The 20,734-nt window shown below is 65.0% G+C and carries 17 protein-coding genes and 1 tRNA gene; 8 read left to right on the top strand and 10 right to left on the bottom strand.

Features of this window, described 5'->3' with window-relative positions:
- Nucleotides 1-76 precede the first annotated feature (76 nt).
- Both V7Q42_RS06125 and V7Q42_RS06120 read left to right on the top strand, forming a co-directional pair.
- Entirely contained in the window at nucleotides 77-466 is a 390-nt protein-coding gene (locus V7Q42_RS06125) for a hypothetical protein (RefSeq protein ID WP_127898013.1), read from the top strand.
- A 36-nt stretch (nucleotides 467-502) separates the two neighbouring features.
- Nucleotides 503-1,954, top strand: a complete 1,452-nt coding sequence (locus tag V7Q42_RS06120; protein ID WP_080620525.1) for a multicopper oxidase family protein — start codon at nucleotides 503-505, stop codon at nucleotides 1,952-1,954.
- Nucleotides 1,955-2,026: 72 nt separating this feature from the next.
- On the opposite strand, the gene V7Q42_RS06115 is transcribed toward V7Q42_RS06120, so the two are convergent.
- Nucleotides 2,027-3,043, bottom strand: a complete 1,017-nt coding sequence (locus V7Q42_RS06115; RefSeq protein WP_080622751.1) for a 2Fe-2S iron-sulfur cluster-binding protein — start codon at nucleotides 3,041-3,043, stop codon at nucleotides 2,027-2,029.
- Nucleotides 3,043-3,309, bottom strand: coding sequence for a glutaredoxin family protein (locus V7Q42_RS06110; protein WP_080620526.1), 267 nt, complete (start codon nucleotides 3,307-3,309; stop codon nucleotides 3,043-3,045). Before V7Q42_RS06110 ends, V7Q42_RS06115 begins: the two co-directional genes overlap by 1 nt.
- A 342-nt stretch (nucleotides 3,310-3,651) precedes the next feature.
- Between V7Q42_RS06110 and V7Q42_RS06105 the strand changes: the two genes are divergently transcribed.
- From V7Q42_RS06105 to V7Q42_RS06090, 4 genes are all read left to right on the top strand, one after another.
- On the top strand, nucleotides 3,652-4,044 hold the full coding sequence (locus V7Q42_RS06105; protein WP_080620527.1) for an ArsR/SmtB family transcription factor: 393 nt from the start codon (nucleotides 3,652-3,654) through the stop codon (nucleotides 4,042-4,044).
- A gap of 127 nt (nucleotides 4,045-4,171) precedes the next feature.
- A complete protein-coding gene (locus V7Q42_RS06100; protein ID WP_080620528.1) occupies nucleotides 4,172-6,823 on the top strand; it encodes a heavy metal translocating P-type ATPase in 2,652 nt (883 codons plus the stop codon).
- 137 nt (nucleotides 6,824-6,960) lie between these two features.
- Nucleotides 6,961-7,371 carry a MerR family transcriptional regulator gene (locus V7Q42_RS06095; protein ID WP_080620529.1) on the top strand — a complete coding sequence of 137 codons (411 nt, stop codon included), beginning with the start codon at nucleotides 6,961-6,963 and terminating at the stop codon, nucleotides 7,369-7,371.
- 25 nt (nucleotides 7,372-7,396) lie between these two features.
- A complete protein-coding gene (locus V7Q42_RS06090; RefSeq protein WP_240542510.1) occupies nucleotides 7,397-8,671 on the top strand; it encodes an FAD-dependent oxidoreductase in 1,275 nt (424 codons plus the stop codon).
- A 183-nt stretch (nucleotides 8,672-8,854) separates the two neighbouring features.
- On the opposite strand, the gene V7Q42_RS06085 is transcribed toward V7Q42_RS06090, so the two are convergent.
- The 5 genes from V7Q42_RS06085 to V7Q42_RS06065 form a co-directional block, all read right to left on the bottom strand.
- Nucleotides 8,855-8,931 (bottom strand) — tRNA-Arg (locus V7Q42_RS06085).
- Nucleotides 8,932-9,387: 456 nt separating this feature from the next.
- Nucleotides 9,388-10,410 (bottom strand): ABC transporter substrate-binding protein, encoded by a 1,023-nt coding sequence (locus V7Q42_RS06080; RefSeq protein WP_333823063.1) that lies wholly within the window; start codon nucleotides 10,408-10,410, stop codon nucleotides 9,388-9,390.
- Nucleotides 10,411-10,488: 78 nt separating this feature from the next.
- Complete coding sequence (locus V7Q42_RS06075) at nucleotides 10,489-11,277, bottom strand: ABC transporter permease (RefSeq protein ID WP_333823062.1); 789 nt, start codon at nucleotides 11,275-11,277, stop codon at nucleotides 10,489-10,491.
- Nucleotides 11,274-12,110, bottom strand: coding sequence for an ABC transporter ATP-binding protein (locus V7Q42_RS06070; RefSeq protein WP_333823061.1), 837 nt, complete (start codon nucleotides 12,108-12,110; stop codon nucleotides 11,274-11,276). Before V7Q42_RS06070 ends, V7Q42_RS06075 begins: the two co-directional genes overlap by 4 nt.
- A gap of 173 nt (nucleotides 12,111-12,283) precedes the next feature.
- Complete coding sequence (locus V7Q42_RS06065; RefSeq protein WP_333823060.1) at nucleotides 12,284-12,490, bottom strand: hypothetical protein; 207 nt, start codon at nucleotides 12,488-12,490, stop codon at nucleotides 12,284-12,286.
- A gap of 296 nt (nucleotides 12,491-12,786) precedes the next feature.
- Between V7Q42_RS06065 and V7Q42_RS06060 the strand changes: the two genes are divergently transcribed.
- The gene (locus tag V7Q42_RS06060; protein WP_333823059.1) at nucleotides 12,787-13,167 is read left to right on the top strand and encodes a rhodanese-like domain-containing protein; all 381 of its coding nucleotides are present in this window, start codon (nucleotides 12,787-12,789) and stop codon (nucleotides 13,165-13,167) included.
- Between the two features lie 225 nt (nucleotides 13,168-13,392).
- Here the strand turns inward: V7Q42_RS06060 and V7Q42_RS06055 are convergent, their stop codons facing one another.
- Together V7Q42_RS06055 and V7Q42_RS06050 are read right to left on the bottom strand one after the other, a co-directional pair.
- Nucleotides 13,393-14,610, bottom strand: coding sequence for a 6-phosphofructokinase (locus V7Q42_RS06055; RefSeq protein ID WP_333823058.1), 1,218 nt, complete (start codon nucleotides 14,608-14,610; stop codon nucleotides 13,393-13,395).
- A 117-nt stretch (nucleotides 14,611-14,727) separates the two neighbouring features.
- Entirely contained in the window at nucleotides 14,728-18,450 is a 3,723-nt protein-coding gene (locus tag V7Q42_RS06050; protein ID WP_333823057.1) for a bifunctional diguanylate cyclase/phosphodiesterase, read from the bottom strand.
- A gap of 394 nt (nucleotides 18,451-18,844) precedes the next feature.
- On the opposite strand from V7Q42_RS06050, the gene V7Q42_RS06045 reads away from it, so the two are divergent.
- Nucleotides 18,845-19,606: an FCD domain-containing protein gene (locus V7Q42_RS06045; RefSeq protein ID WP_333823056.1), complete on the top strand. Its 762-nt coding sequence runs from the start codon at nucleotides 18,845-18,847 to the stop codon at nucleotides 19,604-19,606.
- Nucleotides 19,607-19,619: 13 nt separating this feature from the next.
- On the opposite strand, the gene V7Q42_RS06040 is transcribed toward V7Q42_RS06045, so the two are convergent.
- Entirely contained in the window at nucleotides 19,620-20,681 is a 1,062-nt protein-coding gene (locus tag V7Q42_RS06040; RefSeq protein WP_333823055.1) for a glycosyltransferase, read from the bottom strand.
- Nucleotides 20,682-20,734 lie beyond the last annotated feature (53 nt).

Raw genomic sequence — 20,734 nt, 5'->3', positions numbered from 1 at the left:
GGCGGCGGTTGCGACATATAAGATTCATCCAGCCAAGGATGCGCGGAATGTTGTCTGACAAGGAGTTTTGACGCCGATGCGTCGTCTGTTCATCGCAGTGCTGATGATCTTCTCCTTCGTCACGGTGGCGTTGGCTGTGCCGGCGCACGGCGCCCGCATGGCCACCGTCTCCCAAACGATCGCCTCAAAACACGAAGCGCCGCATCGCACCGCATACTCCTCTCCCGAGGCATGTCAGGAAGATCGAATCTGTTCCGGAAGCGATGGCTTCTGCTACTTCGTATGCTCTGGCATGGGCTCTTGGTTCGTGTCTGACCAGCCCGGAAATGCGATTCAGCCTACCTCGGCGCGTTGGGCACTACCGGAGACGACGAACCTCGCCGGTCTCAGCCCCGAACGGAATGAACGCCCTCCCAATCCCAGTCTCGCTGAAAACCAGTGGCTGCATAAGCGCACGCCGATCTGAACTCAGAGGGAGCATAGTTCTCCCAGGAGACCGAAAATGACACTTATTTCACGACGCGGCTTTCTTGCCGCAAGCGCTGCCACGTTGTCCACAGCAGCTCTACCGCGCTTTGCCATGGCGCAAAACGCCATATCGCTCAGCGCCGCGACACGGGTGCTGGACGTCAATGGACGCGCCGCCACAGTCTTCGGCTTGGAAGGCCCGAGTGGACAGGGATTGGTTCTCAATCCAGGCCAACGCTTTCGCGCCAGTCTTACCAATCGCCTGGATGTTCCGACCCTCATCCATTGGCATGGCCAGATCCCGCCCAACGAGCAGGATGGCGTCCCGGATCTGCCACAGCCGATGCTGCAACCCGACGAAACGCGCTCCTATGACTACGAGCCGCTCCCCGGCACATACTGGATGCACGCGCACATCCCGCTCCAGGAGATGAACCTGCTCGCCGCGCCGCTGATCGTGCGCAGCGCCGAAGACGTGGCGGCCGACCGCCAGGAAGTCGTGATGTTTCTCCATGACTTCTCGTTCAAGGCGCCCGAAGAGGTCATGCAGGAGATCACCGGCGGGCACGGCGGCGGCCACGATATGAGCGCCATGGGAGGCCACGCCGCCCCCGGCGCCTCGATGGACCATTCAGGCATGCAGATGGATATGTCCTCGATGCAGGGCATGGCCATGGATCTGAATGACTACAATTGGGACGCCTACCTGACCAACGACCGCACCTTGTCCGACCCGGAGATCATCATGGTCGAGAAGGGCGGACGGGTAAAGCTGCGGGTGATCAACGGCGCCTCGGCCACTGTTTTCTGGATCGATACGGGTGGGCTGTCTGCGAGACTCGTGGCAGTCGACGGCCATGCCATCGCGGGCCTCGAAGGCAGTCGTTTCGGTATCGCCATGGGCCAACGCCTCGATCTGGATCTGGAGCTTGCCGGTGAAGGGGCGTGGCCCGTGCTTGCGTCGCGCGAGGGGTCGAAGGAGCGCACGGGGTTGATCCTCGCCACGCCCGGCGCGACCATTGAGAAGATCCCGGCGCTTGGCGAAGCGGATGCGCCTGCGTTCGACATCGACCTGTCGCAAGAGCTGAAGCTGCGCGCCTCGGACGGCCTTCCCTCGCGTGCGCCACAGCGCAGCCACATGGTTATGCTGGGCGGCTCGATGCAGCCCTATGTCTGGACCATCGACGGCAAGGTCTGGGGAGATCACAAGCCCCTCCTTGCAAAGACGGGCGAGCGGGTCGAGATCATGTTTCACAATATGTCGATGATGGGGCATCCGATGCATCTGCACGGCCATGTCTTCCAGGTCGTGGACATCAACGGCAAGCGCTTCGATGGGGCACGGCGCGACACCGTTTATGTTCCTCCGATGGCCATGGTGACCGTCGCGCTCGACGCCGGAGAGGCGGCGCGCTGGATGCTGCACTGCCATCATATGCCGCATCTCCAGACCGGCATGATGACCGAGCTCAGCATATCCGCCTGAAATGAATGAAAAAAGCCTGCGCCGCGATTCCTCGCAGCGCAGGCTCTCGCCTGATTTCATTGAACGAGGCGACTAGCCTTCCTGCCCTTCGGGCGTGAAGAAAACGTCGGCGTGCATGTCCTCGGGTCGCAGCCCGCGCGCAAATGCCATTGCCATCGCCGCATCAACCATCGGGGGCGGGCCTGCGACATAGGCTTTCCACCCGTCGAAGTCCGCGAGATCCTCGGCCACCGCGTCGGTCACGAACCCGTGCCGATGGGGGGCTACCTGTGTATCGGACAAGACAGCCGTAAAGCTGAGATTGTTGTGGCGGTCCGCCAGGGTCTCGAAATGCTCGACGAGATAGAGATCACGCGCGCCGCGTGCGCCGAAGTAGACATGGATCGGCTGCTTCATGCCGTGCGCAAGGGCTGTTTCCACGATCGACTTGATCGGCGCCAGACCGGAACCGCCGGCGATGCACAGGATCGGGCCGGAATGATGCTGGCGCAGATAGGAGGAGCCTAGTGGAAATTCGAGCGTCAGCTTGTCACCGGCCTTCAGTGCCTCATGGACGTGCTGCGAGGTGACGCCGCCCGGAACCTTGCGAATGTGAAATTCGAGGCTGTCGTCGCCGTGACGATTGGCCATGGAGTAGCTGCGCGCGGGCACACCATCGAATCCGACCTGGGCATACTGTCCGGCCGTGAAGAGCAACGGGGAGCCATCCACAGGCGAGATTCGCACCAGTTTGATGTCGTGGGTAAGGTCATCGAGGCCGGACACGATGGCCTCCACCCGTCGAGGAGCCTCAACCGCATCATCGTCATCGCTGCCAAGCCAGGCGACAGCCGCATCGGTCTGCGGCACCGCGCGGCATGCCAGGATCAGGCCGTCGGCCTTCTCTTCCTCGCTGAGGGCGAAGCGAGAATGCTGGAGCAGTTCCACCTCGCCCTCGATCAGACGTGACTTGCACGAGCCGCAGCGGCCGGAACGGCAGCCGTGGGGATAAGGTATGCCTGCGGCAAGTGCTGCGTCGAGGATGGTTTGTCCCTCCTGGACCTCCAGACTGACCCGTGCCTGCCGAATATCAACGAACCTGGTCGTCATCATGCACTCCCGGTCAAACCTAGAGCCTTGACGAGTCCCGGCTTCTGGCTTGGGAAGGTTCCGTAGAAAACTTCCGACCCTACGATTGTAATAGGAGCGACCCTGACACCCGTGCGTGCCTTTGCCTCCTCGGCGATCTTGGGGTCGGTCAGGTCACGCTCCTCATAGGCGAGACCCTGCTGGGCCAGCCAACGCTTGAGTGCATGGCAGTCCGGGCAGGTCGGCGTCGTATAGATGAGGATGTGTGGCGTGTTGGCTTCTGGCATGTCCTTGCCCTTCTTGCTTTAGACGTGGATTGGCTTCCGGCAGACCGTCAAACGGCCTCCCGGAAGAGTGGATTGCCGTCAGCGTGCGGCTTCCAGCGCTTGTAAAGTCAAGGCTGTTCTTGCTCCGGGGTCGAAATTTCCGAAGCGCAGGACGACATCAGCAGATGAAGACTGACGTGGTGCCGGCTACGATCGCTCCGACTCGCTGATCGGGAAGTATCGGGCCTGTTGCGCATTGAGATCGCGCAGCCTTCCGGTAGATTGGACGAGACAAATCGACGTGGCCGACACGTTGCCATCAAACGGGCGTGAACCGCCTCAAGACACAGGTGAAAATCGCTGATGACTGCCGGTAAACCGAAACTACGGGTCGAAAAGCAGGCCGAGGCCGCAACCCCGAGCGCAACAGAGACACGCAGCCACCTCGACCATTCCTCGCTCTCGCAGAACGAGGTGACGATCCTGGCGGAAACCTTCCGGCTTCTCGGCGATCCTTCACGGCTGAAAATCCTCCTGAGCTGCATGCCCGGTCCGATTTCGGTCGGCGAGATCGCGGAGAAAATCGACCTGTCCCTATCCCTGGTCAGCCATCATCTGCGCCTGCTGCGCGGTGCCCGTCTCGTCAAGGGCGAGCGCCAGGCCAAGCAGATCTTTTACGAGATCGCCGACGAGCATGTCCGTCAGGTTCTCCACGACATGGCGACGCACATCTCCGAGGATCACGCCGAGGAGTGATCTGAAACCGCGAAAGCCGATACTATCAACATACGCTTGAATAGTTGTTCAATCGTGGTATTGACTCCTTTCGTGGCCATGCGGGGCCTGCGCACGCGCCCACCGCGTGGTGAGAAAGGAGATCGGAATGACAACGGGACTTTCAGCACCTAGCGGCGGTGAGCGCTTGGGCTTTCGCGTCGAGGGCATGGATTGCGCAAGTTGCGTCGGCAAGATCGAGACTGCACTGAACCGTCTGGGAGGCATCACTGACGTTACCGTCAATTTTGCCACCGAGACGCTGCAGCTTTCCCGCGATACGGCCAGCACAACGACGTCGAACGACATCGCCAGGAAGATCCGCGCGCTCGGCTTCGATGTGACCGAGCTACCGCCCGCCGTCATTCCATCGACGCCCGCCCGGCATTCCGAAGCGCACAGCGGGCATGACCACAGCGGCTGCTCCGGTGAGCATGATCATGGGCACGATCACCACCATGCGCATCATCATGATCACAGCGACTGCGGTGGCCACGATCATGGTCAGCTCGCGCAAACGCCGGTCTCGCGCACAGATCCGACATCTCCGCCCAATGTCTCGATGCGGGTCGAGGGCATGGATTGCGCGAGTTGCGTCGGCAAGATCGAAGTCGCACTTGCAAGAATGCCCGATGTTTCCGACATTCGCGTGAACTTCACGACCGAAATGCTTGAACTCAACTTGGTTCCCGGCTCGGGCACCAAGGTTGCCGACATCGAAAGGACCATCAAGAGCCTCGGCTTCGGGGTATCCAACACACGCGAACTTTCGTCTTCGTCCGACGTCGCCGTGGACGTTGCGCCCGCGCCAGCCATGCGCAATCAACGCTGGTGGCAGACTCGCAAGGGCAAGCACGTCATCGGCCTCGGTCTGCTGATGGGCTCGGCCTACCTCATCGCCCAGTTTATCCCCCTCTATGCAGAGTGGATCTTTGCACTCGCCGTCGTCGCAGGCGTCCTGCCGTTCGCCCGCAAGGCGTTTGCTCTCGCGACGTCAGGGTCGCCATTCTCGATTGAGACACTGATGAGCGTGGCCGCGATCGGCGCCTTGGTGATCGGCGAGGCCGAAGAGGCGGCTGCGGTGGTGTTCCTGTTCGCGGTCGGCGAGTTGCTTGAAAGCGTTGCAGCCGGACGCGCTCGCGCTGGCATAAAGGCCCTTGCGTCGCTGGTGCCAAAGACCGCAATTCTGCTTGATCCCAGCGGCGCTCAGCGCAGCGTCCCGGCGACTTCCTTGCGCGTGAACGACCTTGTTCTTGTGCGGCCCGGCGACCGAGTGCCGGCCGACGGACAGATCGTCCAAGGCACTTCCAGCCTCGACGAATCGCCCATCACCGGAGAATCGGTCCCGCGCGCCAAAGCCAAGGGCGAGAGCATTTATGCTGGGTCCATCAATGTCGATGGCGTTCTCAAGGTTCGCGTCGAAAAGGCCGCTGCCGACAACACGATCTCGCGCATCATCCAGCTCGTCGAGCAGGCTCAGTCCGCCAAGGCTCCTACCGCACGTTTCATCGAGAATTTCAGCCGCTACTATACCCCGGCCGTGATGCTGATCGCTGCGCTGATCGTCATCGTGCCGCCACTGGCGATGGGCGGCGATTGGGACACCTGGATCTATCGCGGCCTCGCGCTCTTGCTGATCGCATGTCCCTGCGCGCTCGTTCTCTCGACGCCTGCGGCGATCGCCTCGGGCCTTGCCGTCGGCACCCGCCGCGGCCTGCTGATCAAGGGCGGCAACGCCCTCGAAACCATCGGCAAGGTGAATGCTATCGCCTTCGACAAGACAGGGACGCTTACTGAGGGCAAGCCGCGCGTCACCGAAACGGTGGCCTTCGGCAAGAACGAGGAGAAGGACGTCATCGCATTGGCGGCAGCGGTCGAGACGGGTTCCAGCCATCCGCTTGCCAAGGCGATCATCAACCGAGCAGAGGCTTCCGGCATAGCGGTCCCTCCGGCGCAGGACGCCTCTGCGACGGCCGGGAAGGCAGTCCATGCCACGGTCGTCGGGCGCCGCCTTGCCGTCGGCTCCCCGAGCCATGCCGCGAACGTGGTAGTGATCGGTAAGCACGAGCAGAGCGCAATCGAAGGGCTCGAAGATCGCGGCAACACCGTTGCCGTCCTCTTTGATGAGGGGACGCGGGAAGCAATCGGCCTGATCGCCTTGCGCGACGAACCGCGGCGAGACGCGCCCGAGGGGATTGCCCGGCTCAAAGCGATGGGCGTTCGTTCCGTGATGCTGACCGGCGACAATCGGCGCACCGCTCAGGCGATCGCCAAGGGTCTTGGTATCGAATGGAGCGCCGAGCTTCTGCCGCAGGACAAGCTCGATCTCGTGAACGAGATGAAACGAACGACCAAGGTGGCTATGGTCGGTGATGGAATCAACGATGCCCCTGCGCTCGCAACCGCCGATGTCGGGATCGCCATGGGCGGCGGAACCGACGTGGCAATCGAGACGGCGGACGCCGCCCTGCTGAAGAGCCGAGTGACGGATGTTGCCCATCTTGTGGCGCTGTCCCGTGCGACAATGGCCAACATCCATCAGAACGTCGTCTTCGCTTTGGCGCTGAAGGGCCTGTTTCTCGTTACCAGCGTCCTAGGGATCACCGGCCTCTGGATCGCAGTCCTCGCCGATACCGGCGCCACCGCGATCGTGACGCTGAATGCGCTCCGGCTCTTGCGCTTCAAGGGGGCGAAGTCGAACGACGACGAACGTGACGACGGCACGTCTTCACGCCCCCTGATACCAGCCGAGAGCTACTGATCCCTCCCGTCGAAGAAGCCGTCCGTCAAACTTGACGGGCGGCTTTGCCCGGCCGGAACCAATCGTAGCAACGGCGAACATCGCGCTCGGAAAACCCATTCATGAACTGGCACCACCCTTCAGAAAGGACAACAGCCATGGACCTGGGCATCGGCAAACTCTCCCAGATCACGGGGGTCAAGATTCCAACGATCCGCTATTACGAGCAGATCGGTCTCTTGCCCGAGGGCTTGCGAAACAAGGGCAATCAGAGACGCTACGATCATGATGCGGTCAAACGATTACTGTTCATTCGCCGGGCGCGGGATCTCGGGTTTGACATCGATGCGATCAGGGATCTGCTTCATCTAGCCGACGTCTCGGCCTCGCGTTCGCCCGAGGCACTCCGTATCGCAAAACAGCAGCTCGCTTCCGTCGAGGAGAAGATCGCTCAACTGGAAGACCTTGAAAAGGTGATCAAGCGGGTCGCCGAAGGCGAGAGCGATGGGGACGACGCGCCCTATTGCTGCAGCACGGCGACAGATCATGCGGATAAGCCCCTCCACTAGCCTCGAAACGACAGGAGGTATGGAGTTGAGATACCTTTATTCCAATCTGGAAAGGAGCCAGAGCTGCGTCGTCGTGGGGGCGGGACCGGCCGGCCTGATGCTCGGACTCCTTCTGGCCCGATCCGGGGTCGACGTAACGGTCATCGAGAAGCACCAGGACTTCCTGCGCGATTTTCGTGGAGATACCATCCATCCTTCGACACTCGAAGCAATGCACGAGCTTGGCTATCTCGACGAACTTCTCACGCTTCCCCATCAGAAAGCCTATCAGCTCCACGCTGAGATCGAAGGACGCAAGGTCACGATCGCAGACTTCTCCAAACTGCCGACGCGCGCCAAGTTCATCGCGTTCATGCCCCAATGGGATTTCCTGAATTTTCTGGCACGGAAGGCAGCGGGATTTCCGCGCTTCCGCTTGCTGATGTCGACCGAGATAACGTCGCTCCGTTGGGAAGCAGGTCGAGTTGTCGGCGTGAATGCTCGCCAGAGCGACCGCAATCTGGTTCTTGATGCCGATCTCGTAATCGGTGCCGACGGACGCAATTCCGCCACCCGCAAGGCTGCGGGACTTGAGTTTCAGAGCTTTGGCACGGCCACAGATATTCTATGGATGAAGGTCTCGAAAAAGGCCGGCGATCCCCAGCAAGCGATGAGCCATGCCGGCCCGCGACAGGGGCTGGTTCTGATCGACCGAGGCGACTACTGGCAGTGCGGCTACGTCATCACCAAGGGGACCGTCGACGCGCTGAAGGACGGCGGAATTGGTGCGCTTCGCGCAAGGATCGCTGAGGTCGCACCTTTGCCTGCGGACCGCTTCAAGGAGATCCGCTCTTGGGATGACGTGCATCTGCTGAGCGTTCGGATCGACCGCCTGAAGACGTGGTGGAAACCCGGCCTGTTGTTTATCGGGGATGCCGCACACGCCATGTCGCTGATTGGCGGCGTTGGTGTGAACCTCGCTATTCAGGACGCTATAGCGACGGCCAACCTACTGGCTGAAGCCTTGCGCGAAGGACGAATGAAAACGCGCTTGCTGGAGGCCGTGCAGCGCCGACGCGCCTTTCCAACCAGAGCGACCCAAAAACTACAACTGATGATGCGCAGCCGAAAGCGTGCGGGTGAGGCAGACAGCGCACGAAGTCCGAAGCCTCCTCTCTTCATGCGCCTGATTGCCCGGTCGCCACTGTTGCCCCGGCTGACCGGCCGCCTCATCGGACTTGGCTTTCGTCCCGAGCATGTTCGCACACAGCTAGTCGATTGGTCCTGTTCGCTCAGGAAGTCTGCGGCTCCGCCCCGATAAAACTATGGAGCAGGTGCTTGACCTAGGCACCTTGGCCGATGTCACCTTCACCGTAGAGACTAGCTTGCGAGAAAGGGATTATCGTTCGCTGGTGAATTTCCCGCTGACATTCTCGCCATCCGCCGCAGCACGGGAGATTCTCTGCCCGTTTCGAAGAACCAGCAATCAACGATTAGGGGAGAATGGCGCACCCATCAGGATTCGAACCTGAGGCCTCCACCTTCGGAGGGTGGCGCTCTATCCAGCTGAGCTATGGGTGCCTACTGCTTACGCAGTGCTTACGCGGTTTTCGAGCGAGTGTTAACCCCAAAAATCGAAGCCCGCAAGTTACTGTTTTACTTCTACTTTTTTACTCACTCGTTCACATTGCCGGACTTGACATCCGCCTTCGGAGGGCAGCACTCTATCCAGCTGAGCTACGGGTGCCGGGTCGATCGGCGCGGAGCGCCGGTGGACGAAGCTGCGTATAACGCGGATCGCGGCGAACGCAAAGTGGGAATGCCGTCCTCTCCACATTCGCGCGTCGGCAAGGCGCGGGCGGCGAGGTGGAGCGGCTGCGACCGTTCCCATCCCGCCGCCCGGCCGATGTCATACCGGGCTCATGAAATTCGGTGAGTCCGAATTTCATGAGCGTCACGGCCCGGCCGGCCGACGCCCGTTCGGGCTCGCCTTCGCGGATGAAGTACCGAACAGGTCGGAACTTCATCCGTTCGGTATCACTTCACCGTCGCGGCCGACTTCTTGACGAAGGTCGGGTCGAAGGAGGCGGAGACGTCGATCTTGGCGTCCTTGAAGCTCGGCTCGGTCGTCTGCAGGAACTTCATGGTCGAGTCCATGCCTTCCGGCGGGATCAGGCCGTTCTGCGAATAGGTCGGGATCGAGGCCTTGAGCGCCTTCAGGTAGAGGGCCTTGTCGCCGAGCATGTACTCTTCCGGCACCTTGGCGGCGATCTCTTCGGGCGAAGCCTTCTCGATCCACTTCAGCGTCCGGTAGAAGGCGTTGGTGAGCGCCTGGACGGTGCTCGGGTTGGCCTTGATGAAGTCGCGCTTCAGGTAGAGCACGGCGGCCGGGTTGGTGCCGCCGAAGACGGCGCGGGTGCCGGCTTCGGTGCGGGTGTCGACCAGCACCTTGGCGGCGCCGTCGGCCTCGAGCTTGGAGATCACCGGATCGAGGTGGGAGATGGCGTCGACGTTGCCGTTCTCCAGCGCCGCCACGGCGGAAGCGCCGCCGCCGACGCCGATGAAGGAGGCGTCGTCGGCCGCGAGGCCGGCCTTGATCATCTGATAGGTGACGGTCAGGTGGGTCGAGGAGCCCGGCGCGGTGACGCCGATCTTCATGCCCTTCAGGTCGGCGACCGACGCGACCTTGTCGGCCTTGGCGGTGGCGACGGCGAGTACGATGCCGGGGAAGCGGCCGAGTTCGATCACCGCGGCGATGTCCTGGCCCTTCTGCTGCATGCGGATGGTGTGTTCGTAGGCGCCGGTGACGGCATCGACCGAGCCGCCGATCAGCGCCTGGAGCGCCTTGGAGCCGCCACCGAAGTCGTTGACGGTGACGTCGAGGCCTTCGTCTTTGAAGTAGCCGAGGCGTTCGGCGAGCGTCAGCGGCAGATAGTAGAGCAGCGGCTTGCCGCCGACACCGATCTCCAGCTTGGGCTTCTCCGGGGGCGCGGCCACGGCCGTTCCCGCCACGCCGAGGACGGCGAGGCCCGCCGCAACCAGTCCGATCAGACGCTTCATCGCGCATTCTCCCTGTGGTCGTCCGGTCGCATCGATGGACCGGTTTCATGGATTTCTCGCCGATGCCCTTCGAAGGCGTCAGGCGTCGTTCAACGAGTTCCGGGGTCGCCACACCAGCAGGCGATCCTCGATGTGGCTCACCCCCCAGTCGATGATCAGGACGAAGGCGGCGAGGACGAACATGCCGGCGAAGACCCCGGCGATGTCGAAGACGCCTTCGGCCTGGTGGATGAGGTAGCCGAGGCCGGCGGAGGAGCCGAGATATTCGCCGACCACCGCACCGACCAGCGCGAAGCCGACCGAGGTGTGGAGCGAGGAGAACATCCAGGAGAGCGCCGAGGGCCAATAGACGTGGCGGAACAGCTGCCGCTCGTTGAGGCCCATCAGCCGCGCGTTGGCCAGCACCACCGGGCTCACCTCCTTCACGCCCTGATAGACGTTGAAGAAGACGATGAAGAACACCAGCGTCACCCCGAGCGCCACCTTCGACCAGATGCCGAGGCCGAGCCACAGCATGAAGATCGGCGCCAGGACGACGCGCGGCAGGGCGTTGATCATCTTCAGGTAGGGGTCGAAGACCGCGGCGACGTTGGGTTTGCGGGCGAACCAGAAGCCGAAGAGGATGCCGCCGAGAGCGCCGATGGCGAAGGCCAGCGCCGTCTCGAGCAGCGTCACCCACAGATGCTTCCAGATCACGCCGGTGGCGAAGAGGCGCACCACTCGGGCGAAGACCTCGCCGGGCGTCGAGAAGAAGAACGGCGGCAACAGCAGCACGCCGAAGATCTTCACGTTGGAACCGATCCACCACAGGGCGACGAGGACGACGCCGACCATGACCTGGAGGAAGAGGAGCTTGGTGCGGCTCATGGGGTCGTCTCCCCGTAGGTCTTGATCACCTCGGCCTTCAACTGGCCCCAGATCGCCCGGTGCAGCTCGTGGAAGCGCGGGTCGAGGCGGATGTCGGAGGTGTCGCGGGGACGGGCGAGATCGATGCGGTGATCGCCGATGATGCGAGCGTGCGGGCCGGCCGACATGATCAGCACGCGGTCGGAGAGCGCGATCGCCTCCTCGAGATCGTGGGTGACGAAGAGCACGGCCTTGCGGTCGGCGGCCCACAGGTCGAGCAGCAGATTGCCCATGATCTGGCGGGTCTGGGCGTCGAGCGGACCGAAGGGCTCGTCCATCAACAGGATCTTGGGATGGCGGATCAGCACCTGGGCGAGGCCGACGCGCTTCCTCTGACCGCCGGAGAGCTGATGGGGATAGCGATCGGCGAAACGGGCGAGGCCGACCTTGGCGAGCCAGGCGCGCGCCTCGTCGAGCGCCGCCTCACGCGGCCGACCGGCGACCTCGAGGCCGAGGGCGACATTGTCGAGCGCCGTCTTCCACGGCATCACCGCGTCCTGCTGGAAGAGGTAGCCGGCCTCGCGGCACAGGCCGACGAGTGGCCGGCCGAAGACGGTGACCGAGCCGGCGGCCGGCTTCAGCAGGCCGGCGACGGCGTTGAGCAGGGTCGACTTGCCGCAGCCGGTGGGGCCGACGATCGCCACGAACTCGTTCTCGGCCACCTCGATCGAGGTTTCGGCTACGGCTTCGTAGGTGGAGCCGCCTTCGAGGCGGAACGCGATGCGGACGCCATCGAGGCGGATGGTCGATACGGCGCCGTCGTCGGTCCCCGGCGGCGCGTCGAGCGAATCCATTCCCGTCCTCCCGATGCCTCGTCTTCGAGGTCTGGTCACGCCCGTCCGGCGACGGGTCGTGGTCGTGAAGCGGGTGTCACTTTCCTCGGGGGAGAGGCCGTGGTCAAGCTTTCCGACCACGCGGCGGCGGTCGGACAGGGGAGATGCGCTCGCGATGCGGAGCGGGGAGGGGATCAGGTGCCGACGAGAACGCCGCGCAGATCCGCGAGTTCGCGCGTGGTCAACGGCTCGCCGACGCGGAAGCGGGCGAGCAGGCGGCGCGCCCGCGGTGTCGGGGCGTCGCCGCGGGCGGCGCGATCCCATCCGGCGCGGCGCAGATCGGCGATCGCACCGGCGCGGACGTCGTCATCCCAGGATTCGATGTCGGAAACGCCGATCATGACATCCTCCGCCGGTTCGGGCCGTCGAACGTCGCCGGTGGTGCGGACGTCCGACACGAAGCGGGGCCGCCACCCCGACGAGAGACCTCCGTCGCCGCGACGGAGGGGAACCGAGGCGCGACGGGTTCTCATCGGTGACTCTGTTGCATCGCAATGTCAATGCTGCGTCGCATCCATCAACAGCGCGTGAGTCGCGACGATGGGAGCTGAACACATGCGGAAAGCCTGATATGAAGTCACCCTTCCGCCCGTAGTCCCCGTTCCGACGCCCCCGAAGCGTCCCCGGAGATCGCCCGATGAGACTTCGCAGCATCGCCGCCGCCTCGTTCGCCCTCGCCGTTTCCGCCGGTTCGGCGTGGTCCGCCCAGACCGTCACCTACGAGCAGGTCGTCGAGGGTCTCGCCAAGCAGTCGATCGTGCTGGTCGACATCCGCGAGCCCGACGAGTTCGTCGCCGGCCACGTCCCCGGCGCCATCAACCTGCCGCTGTCGAAGCTGACGCCGGCGGCCCTGCCCAAGCGTGGCGAAAAGACCGTGGTGATCATGTGCCGCTCCGGCAACCGCACCGGCCGGCTCGCCCAGGCGTTGCCGTCTGTCGGCCGCGACGACATCGCCGACTATTCCGGCGCGATGATCGACTGGACCCGCCGCGGTGGGCCGATCGTCAAGGGTCAGTGAGACCGGACGTCCATCCGTCGCTCGACGGTGACACGAATGCGCGAGAGGCGGCGGACCGGTGGTCCGCCGCCTCTCTTCGTCTTTCGGGGGCGTCGCCGGCTCATACCGGAGGCCGAAGGCGCCGACGCGCCCGGCCTCTGAAGACACGCGAATTTCTCATTCGCATCAGAGGCATGAGAAATTCACGCCAGGAATACCATCGGTCATCGTCGATGACCGATGGTGTCAGCTGCCGTTGAGGATCTTCGGCACGCGGTTGAGGCGCAGCCGGTAGGCGTCGGGCATGCCGGAGCCGAGCAGCGGGCGCAGATAGAGGCGGAAGGCGTCGGTGATGTCGTTGCCGGACGGCGCGATGAACTCGTCCGGCATGGTGCGGGTCTTGCCGGCGACCGCTTCGAGCGGGGTGAGCTGGTAGTCGACCGAATAGAAGCCGGTGCGATGGATGGTGACCGAGCCGTCGGCCTTGCCCCACATGGCGAACTGCACCGCCTTCTCACCCACCTCGCGCGCCTCGCGCTGGTCGACGTCGGAGACGCAGCCGATGAAGGAGCGCTGCAGGTAGCCGAAGGTGTCGCCGCGGACGCGCTTGATCTCGAGCTTGTTCTTGACCTCCTCGCACAGCAGGTCGGCGAGCGCGCCGGTGCCGGAGAGCTGGACGTTGCCGTGGGCGTCGTGTTCGACCTGCTTCATCAGCGTGGTCATGATCGGCACGCCGTTCTCGTCGTGGATGCCCTCCGACACGGCGACGATGCAGCGGCCGTACTTCTCGTAGGTCGCCTTCACGTCGGCGAGGAACCTGTCGACGATGAAGGGGCGCTCGGGGATGTAGATGAGGTGCGGTCCGTCGTCGGGGAACTTCTTGCCCAACGCCGAGGCGGCGGTGAGGAAGCCGGCGTGACGGCCCATGACCACGGCGACGTAGACGCCGGGCAGGGCGGCGTTGTCGAGGTTGGCGCCCATGAAGGCCTGCGCGACGAAGCGGGCGGCGGAGGGGAAGCCGGGGGTGTGGTCGTTGACCATCAGATCGTTGTCGATGGTCTTGGGGATGTGGATGCAGCGCAGGTCGTAATCCGCCTTCTTCGCCTCCTCGGAGACGATGCGCACCGTGTCGGACGAGTCGTTGCCGCCGATGTAGTAGAACTGGCTGATCTGGTGGGCGCGCAGGACCTTGAAGATCTCCTGGCAGTACTTCAGATCGGGCTTGTCACGGGTCGATCCGAGGCCGGATGAGGGCGTATGGCCGACCATCTCGAGGTTGTGGCTGGTCTCCTGGGTGAGGTCCAGGAACTCCTCGTCGACGATGCCGCGGACACCGTGATAGGCGCCGTAGACCAGTTCGACGTTCTGGAACTTGCGAGCCTCGAGAACCGCTCCGACGAGCGACTGGTTGATGACGGCGGTCGGCCCGCCCCCCTGAGCGACGAGTACCTTGGTCAAGGTCATGCTGTATCGGTCTCCCTCACCGGCCGGTCACGGCGAACCGGCCGGCGACGAGCTAACACCAAAATCGCGGCGTCGGCCACTGTCCGGCGTGACGCGGCGGCGGGGTCGCGGCGAAGGTCAGCTGCTGCGCCGGCGAAGGTCCTTCGGCCGGCCGGACTCGGCCCGGCGTTCGCCGGGGCGGCCGAGGAGCAGGGGCAGGTCGGCGGCGGGCAGCGGCCGGGAGAAGAACCAGCCCTGGACCAGATCGCAGCCGAGCCGCACCAACTCGTCGAACTGAGCGCGCGTCTCGACGCCCTCGGCCAGGACCTCGAGCTTGAGGTTGCGGGCGAGCGAGATGATCGCCGAGGCGATCTCCACCGAGGTCGGATCGTCGGGCATGTCGGCGACGAAGCTGCGATCGATCTTGAGCTTGTCGATGGGCAGGCGACGCAGATAGGCGAGTGACGACCAGCCGGTGCCGAAATCGTCGATCGACAGGCGCACGCCCAGGGCGCGCAGCGCGGAGAGGCGGCGTTCCGCCTCGGCGCCCTGGTCCATCAGCGCGCCTTCGGTGATCTCGATCTCCAGGCAATGCGCCGGCACGCCGGTTTCGGCGAGGACGTCGGCGATCCGGCGTGGCACGTCGGCGCGTTGGAACTCGCGCGGGCTGAGGTTGACGGCGATGGTCTCGATCCCGATGTCGGCGTCGAGCCATTCGCGCATCTGCCGGCAGGCGGTCCGCAGCACCCATTCGCCGATGGCGATGATCAGGCCGCTTTCTTCGGCGATCGGGATGAAGTTGTCGGGCGGGATCAGGCCGCTGATCGGATCGCGCCAACGAATCAGCGCCTCGACGCCGCGCACGCGCCCGTCGGCGGTGGTGACCTGCGGCTGGTAGTGGAGCTCGAATTCGTCGCGCTCCAGCGCGCGGCGCAGACCCGCTTCGGTCTCGAGGCGCAGTGCGGCGGCGGCGGTCAACACCTCCTCGTAGAAGCGGTGGGTGGCGCGTCCGGCGCCCTTGGCTTCGTAGAGGGCGGTGTCGGCATGCTGGATCAGCTCGGTGGCGACGACCCCGTCGGTGGGGAAGAGGGAGATGCCGATCGAGGTGGAGATGAAGATCTCCTGGCCGTCGGCGAGCACGAAGGGCTGGTTCAGCCGTTCGATCAGGCGGAGGGCGAGTTCGGCGGCCGGGTCGCGCCCGCCGATGTCGCGCACCATGCCGACGAACTCGTCGCCGCCGAGGCGAGCGAGCATGGCGTGATCGGGCAGCACCTCGCGCAGACGCCGCGACACCAGCCACAGCAGCTCGTCGCCGGCGGCGTGACCGAGGCTGTCGTTGACGTTCTTGAACCGATCGAGGTCGAGGAACAGCACGGCGCCGACTTTCGAAGCGTGCAGGGCTTCCTCGATGGCATGGTCGAGCACGTCGAGGAGAAGGATGCGGTTCGGCAGATCGGTCAGCGGGTCGTGGTGGGCGAGATGGGCGAGGCGGGCTTCGGACTGCTTCAGCGGGCCGATGTCGACGAAGGTGCCGAGGTAGTTGACGATCCGTCCGGCTTCGTCGCGCACGCTCGAGATCGTCAGCCACTCGGGGAAGATCTCGCCGGTCTTGCGCTTGTTCCAGATCTCGCCCTGCCAGTGGCCGACGCGATCGATCGTCCTCCACATCTCGGCGTAGAACGCCCTGTCGTGGCGACCGGAGCGCAGGACGCGCAGGTTGTCGCCGACGATCTCGTCTCGGCTCCAGCCGGTGATGGTGGTGAAGGCCGGGTTGACGTCGATCACGTGACCGGTGGCGTCGGTGATGACCACGCCTTCCTGGGTGTTGGTGAAGACCGCCGCGGCGCGGCGCAGGTCGGCTTCCTGGCGTTTGCGATCGGTGATGTCGGAATGGGTGCCGACCATGCGGACGGCGTGGCCGGAGGCGTCGCGGACGACGAAGCCGCGGGTCAGCAGGTGGCGGTAGTCACCCTGTGGCATGTGCAGACGGTAGTCGACGGCGATGGTGTCGGTATCACCCGAGACGATGTCGCGCAGGTGGGTCGTGGTGGCCGCGGCGTCGTCGGGATGGATGCGATGCTGCCACGCCAACCAACCCTCGCGCTCTTCGCCCGAGGTTTCGGCGCCGTAGCCGAGGATCTCGCGGCAACGGGGCGAGCGGTAGACCGCGCCGGTGGCGATGTTCCAGTCCCACAGCCCTTCGGCCGAACCGCGCATGGCGAGGTCGAAGCGTTCCTCGCTCTCCCTGAGCGCGTCTTCGGTGGCGTGGCGGGCCGAGACGTCCTCGACCACGGCGATCACGTAGGGGTCGGACTCGGGCGTGTCGCGGACCAGCGACGCGGTGATCGCCACCCAGACGACGGAGCCGTCGCGGTGACGGATGCGGCGCTCGGCGGCGACGACCTGGTTCTCACCGGCGACGAGACGGCGCAAGGCGCGCGCCACGGGCCGGCGTTCGTCGGGATGGAGGATCTCGACGATCGGCACCGCGACGAGTTCGGCGTCGTCGTAACCGGCGATCTCGGCGAGGCGCCTGTTGTGGCGGATCCAGTCGCCGTCGAGGGTGACGTGGGCGATACCGACGGCGGCCTGTTCGAAGGTGGAGCGGAAGCGCTGCTCGGCCGCCTGAGCGCGATGGCGCTGGTCGATCTCGCGGTAGGCCGCGTCGAGGCGCTGGCGCTGCCACGACAGGATGGCGATGCCGAGACCGGCGGCGAGTGCCAGGAGAATCGACAGACCGGTGCCGAAGGCCAACCCCTGGAGGTCGGCGAGAGCTTCGGCCTCGTCCATCTTGGCGACGAGCACCCAACCGGTCGAAGGGATGGTCGCCATGGCGGCGAGGACGCGTTCGCCGCGATAGTCGACGCCGGCGGCGGAGGTTTCGCCGAAAAGGATGTGGCGCACGATCGGTTGGTCGAGGCGATCGAGCGACAGGCGGCGGGTCAGCGGTCCGCTCCGGGCGAAGCGGGTGTCGGCGAGCGACAGGACCTTGTCGCCGTCGCGCCGGACCATGGCGTTCTCGCCGGTGCGGCTCGGTAGCGGCCACGACGCCAGATAGGGATAGAGCCAGGTTGCGGCGTCGACGTCGACGACGAGGATGGCGAGAGGGTCGCCCCGCCGCATCTCTCGGTCGAAGATGGGGGCGAGCCAGGCCATGTGGACGGTGCCGTCGGGGCGGCGATGGAGATCGAGCAGGGTCACTCGGGTGCCGGTGCCGGCGCGGGCGACGGCGCTGCGATATTCGTCGGTGTCGGAACGGGCCTCCTCGTCGCCGAGCAGCAGTCTGCCGCGGGCGTCGACCAGCGCGACGCCGTGGAGTTCGTGACCGCTGCGCAGCGCCACGAGCGCTTCCTCGAGGACTTCGGCATCATCGGAGTTGCGGGTGTCGACCCAGCGTTCCAGAACCTGCCGGCGGGCCGGGTCGCGAGCCGTCACCTCGGCGTTGCTGCGGCGGTCCTCGATCCAGCGGCTGATGGCGTCGACCTCGAGACGGGCGAGCGCCTCGAGCTTCTGGATGGCGTCCTTCTGGATCGTCGTGGATTGGGCCCGATAGGCGAAATGGGCGATGGTCAGCACCGCCGCGACGGCCGCCGCCAAGGCGAGCGACGGCGCCATCGAGCCGGTGGAGCGGGCGAGGGTTCTGGTCTCCTCGCGTTCCGGCATGCGCAGAAGCGCCACGACCAGCAGCGCCGCCGTCGTCACGACGAACAGCAGCCCCTTGAAGACCGAGATCTCCATCAGCAGTTCGTGGTCGGCGATCTGCGCGAGGACGGTGTCGGAGGCGTAGATCCACAGCGAGGCGAACAGCGCATAGGCCGCCACCACCCGTATCACGTAGGACCTGCGCCGCTCGTCGTTCATTCCGGTTCCCACTCGGATCCCGTGTCGTCGCCCGCGTTCGGCGGCCGAATTCTCGTCGAAACATCGTCGGTCTCGACGTCGAACTCCGGTGGATCGCGTATTCCGATGGATCAACTTCGATATGATCGACTCGGAATCATTACAATTCGACTAATCTACCGGAAGGATACCAGTAGAGAGGTGTCGCGACTTTCGTCCGATCGGTGGCGTCATGACGTTGGGTGAGGAGCTGCGTCACGAGCGGATGGGGGAAAGCGCCCATCGGTGGTCTTTTCATCTTACCAAGCCGGCCGCGGGGTCATACGATGGCGCCGAACGTCATCGCCGAACGAGATGTCCGCGCAAGATGGACCGGATGGCGCGTGGAGGGACGTGGGAGGTCGGAGGGCAGGCCGTGGAACCGGTGCGAAACCCGAAATTGGCGGACGCCATCGCCGAGCACATCGAACAGCTCATCCTCGAGGGGACACTCCGGCCCGGCGAACGTCTGGCGTCGGAACGCGAGCTCTCGGAGAAGCTCGAGGTGTCGCGGCCGTCGTTGCGCGAGGCGCTCGACAAGCTCGAGGCGCGCAAACTGCTGCGCACCACCCGCGGCGGAACCTACGTCGCTCATTTCATGGCGCCACTGACCGAGCCGCTCGCCACCTTGATGCAGTCGAACGAGCAGGTGATCGTCGACTATCTCGAGTATCGCAAGCTGGTCGAGGGCGCGGCGGCGCGGCTCGCCGCCGAGCGCGCCACCGATCTCGACAAACAGGCGATCACCGCCTGTCTCGAGCGGATGAAGGCGGCCCACGGCGTCGACGATCCGACGGCCGAAGCGGAGGCCGACGCGGATCTGCACATGCTGATCTACGAGGCGAGCCACAATCTCGTGGTGCTGCACGTCATGCGCGCCTTCTCCGAACTGCTGCGCGGCGACGTCTTCTACAATCGCCGCCGGCTCTATGTGACCCCGGGGGTGCGCGACATTCTCCTCACCCAGCACGTCGCCACCGCGGAAGCGGTGCTTGCCGGCGATCCCGACCGGGCCGAGGCGGCGGCGGGTGAGCACATCCGCTTCACCGCCGAAACCCTGGCGAAGTTGCGCGAGGACGAGATGCGGCTCGGCCGGGCGCTGCGTCGCTTCGGCCGCAAGGACATCGTGGCGGGGTGAGCCGGCGGCGCGTTCAGCGGGCGAGCGCCGCGAGCTCGCCGAGAAGGGCTCGTGTGGCGACCGGCCTGGCGCGGGTGCCGACCGACGACGCGATCGCCTCGGGCGAGAGACCCGCGGCGAGATCGGCGGCGAGCCGGTCGATCGCGGCGAGGAAGGCCTCGGCGGTCAGGTCCTCGGCGAAGCGGACGCCGGGATTGCCGGCATAGGCGCCGACGAGGGTCGGCAGCTTCGAGAGCACATAGGGGCGGCCACAGGCGAGCGTCTCGACGACGATGAAGGGCGAGCCCTCGCCGAAGTGCGAGCACATCAGTCCCATGTGGCAGTCGGCGATCGCCGCGGCGAGGCCGCGGGCGTCGAGGAGGCCGGACATGGTGACGAGGTCGGCGAGGCCGGCCTCGGCGATGCGTTCGGTGTCGCCGCCGAAGTAGCGGAATTCGATCTCGTCGCCGTGACGGCGGCTGCCCTCGCGGATGATCTCGAAGAGCAGCTTCGGGTTCTTCTGTTCGACGATGCGGCCGGCATAGAAGACGACCGTTTTTCCCATCGCCGGCAACGGGCGCGGGGTGAAGACGTCGTCGTACCAGGCGTCGATGTGGGCGAGGCGGGGGCCGAGGCGGGCGACGACGCCGGCCGAGAGGCCCGAGTCGTCGCGGCCGACCACTTGCACCCGATCGGCCACCAGAGGCAGGAACCAGCAGGCGAGATCGTGGACGAGGCGCTTCGCCCGTTCCCCCTTGCCCGGACCGGTGCCGTGGATGGTGAAGACCTTGGCGCCGGGGAACATCCAGGCGAAGGCGACGTATTCGGGGCGCGAGAACTCGAGCACCCGCTTCGGTTCGTTCGCGAGCGCGGCGCGGATGCGGCGGACGTTCGCCACCACCGCGAGGGCGAAGGGGATCCACTTCGGTCCCGGCAATTTCGGCAGGCGCAGCCCGATCCGGTTCGCGGCCGGGCGCGCCGGTTCCTCCGAGATGAGCCGCGCGTCGTCGCCGGCGGCGGCGACGAGCGTGTCGACGTAGCGTTCGATGCCGCCCTGGGCGTCGGTCACGTCGTTCTGGTGGAAGAACACGAACATCGCGAGATCCCGCCTGCCCCGCCGGGCAGGCGGGGACACGCGGTCTGTCTAAC

The sequence above is a fragment of the Pinisolibacter sp. genome (assembly GCF_036782435.1).
In the GTDB taxonomy this organism is placed as follows: Bacteria; Pseudomonadota; Alphaproteobacteria; order Rhizobiales; family Ancalomicrobiaceae; genus CALBKH01.
The sequence above is the reverse complement of the archived record's forward strand: the minus strand, read 5'-3'. Positions and strand labels throughout refer to the sequence as shown.

Coding starts and splice junctions, on each gene's coding strand:
- V7Q42_RS06095 (WP_080620529.1), top strand. CDS start 6,961: ATGGACCTGGGCATCGGCAAACTCTCCCAGATCACGGGGGTCAAGATT.
- V7Q42_RS06060 (WP_333823059.1), top strand. CDS start 12,787: ATGAGACTTCGCAGCATCGCCGCCGCCTCGTTCGCCCTCGCCGTTTCC.
- V7Q42_RS06125 (WP_127898013.1), top strand. CDS start 77: ATGCGTCGTCTGTTCATCGCAGTGCTGATGATCTTCTCCTTCGTCACG.
- V7Q42_RS06115 (WP_080622751.1), bottom strand. CDS start 3,043: ATGACGACCAGGTTCGTTGATATTCGGCAGGCACGGGTCAGTCTGGAG.
- V7Q42_RS06100 (WP_080620528.1), top strand. CDS start 4,172: ATGACAACGGGACTTTCAGCACCTAGCGGCGGTGAGCGCTTGGGCTTT.
- V7Q42_RS06040 (WP_333823055.1), bottom strand. CDS start 20,681: ATGTTCGTGTTCTTCCACCAGAACGACGTGACCGACGCCCAGGGCGGC.
- V7Q42_RS06050 (WP_333823057.1), bottom strand. CDS start 18,450: ATGAACGACGAGCGGCGCAGGTCCTACGTGATACGGGTGGTGGCGGCC.
- V7Q42_RS06105 (WP_080620527.1), top strand. CDS start 3,652: ATGACTGCCGGTAAACCGAAACTACGGGTCGAAAAGCAGGCCGAGGCC.
- V7Q42_RS06120 (WP_080620525.1), top strand. CDS start 503: ATGACACTTATTTCACGACGCGGCTTTCTTGCCGCAAGCGCTGCCACG.
- V7Q42_RS06110 (WP_080620526.1), bottom strand. CDS start 3,309: ATGCCAGAAGCCAACACGCCACACATCCTCATCTATACGACGCCGACC.
- V7Q42_RS06080 (WP_333823063.1), bottom strand. CDS start 10,410: ATGAAGCGTCTGATCGGACTGGTTGCGGCGGGCCTCGCCGTCCTCGGC.
- V7Q42_RS06055 (WP_333823058.1), bottom strand. CDS start 14,610: ATGACCTTGACCAAGGTACTCGTCGCTCAGGGGGGCGGGCCGACCGCC.
- V7Q42_RS06070 (WP_333823061.1), bottom strand. CDS start 12,110: ATGGATTCGCTCGACGCGCCGCCGGGGACCGACGACGGCGCCGTATCG.
- V7Q42_RS06065 (WP_333823060.1), bottom strand. CDS start 12,490: ATGATCGGCGTTTCCGACATCGAATCCTGGGATGACGACGTCCGCGCC.
- V7Q42_RS06075 (WP_333823062.1), bottom strand. CDS start 11,277: ATGAGCCGCACCAAGCTCCTCTTCCTCCAGGTCATGGTCGGCGTCGTC.